Here is a 250-nt window from a genome sequence, read left to right as displayed (position 1 = left end):
CCACTGGTGTACGGGTTGTGATGCCAATTGCATTGCCCGGTAGCTAAGTGCGGAAGAGATAACCGCTGAAAGCATCTAAGCGGGAAACTTGCCTCGAGATGAGTCTTCCCTGGGCACTTGATGCCCCTGAAGGGCCGTTGAAGACGACGACGTAGATAGGCCGGGTGTGTAAGCGCAGCGATGCGTTGAGCTAACCGGTACTAATGACCCGAGAGGCTTAACCTTACAACACCGAAGGTGTTTTGAGAGC

1 rRNA gene is annotated in these 250 nt (G+C 54.0%); it reads left to right on the top strand.

The features are described from left to right. Nucleotides 1-225: ribosomal RNA gene (locus tag MFP24_RS00095) — 23S ribosomal RNA — on the top strand; the annotation flags it as partial. Nucleotides 226-250 lie beyond the last annotated feature (25 nt).

Source organism: Brenneria tiliae, assembly GCF_023347575.1.
Lineage (GTDB): Bacteria > Pseudomonadota > Gammaproteobacteria > Enterobacterales > Enterobacteriaceae > Brenneria > Brenneria corticis.
Note: the sequence above shows the minus strand (reverse complement) of the source record. Positions and strands in the feature narration are given on the sequence as shown.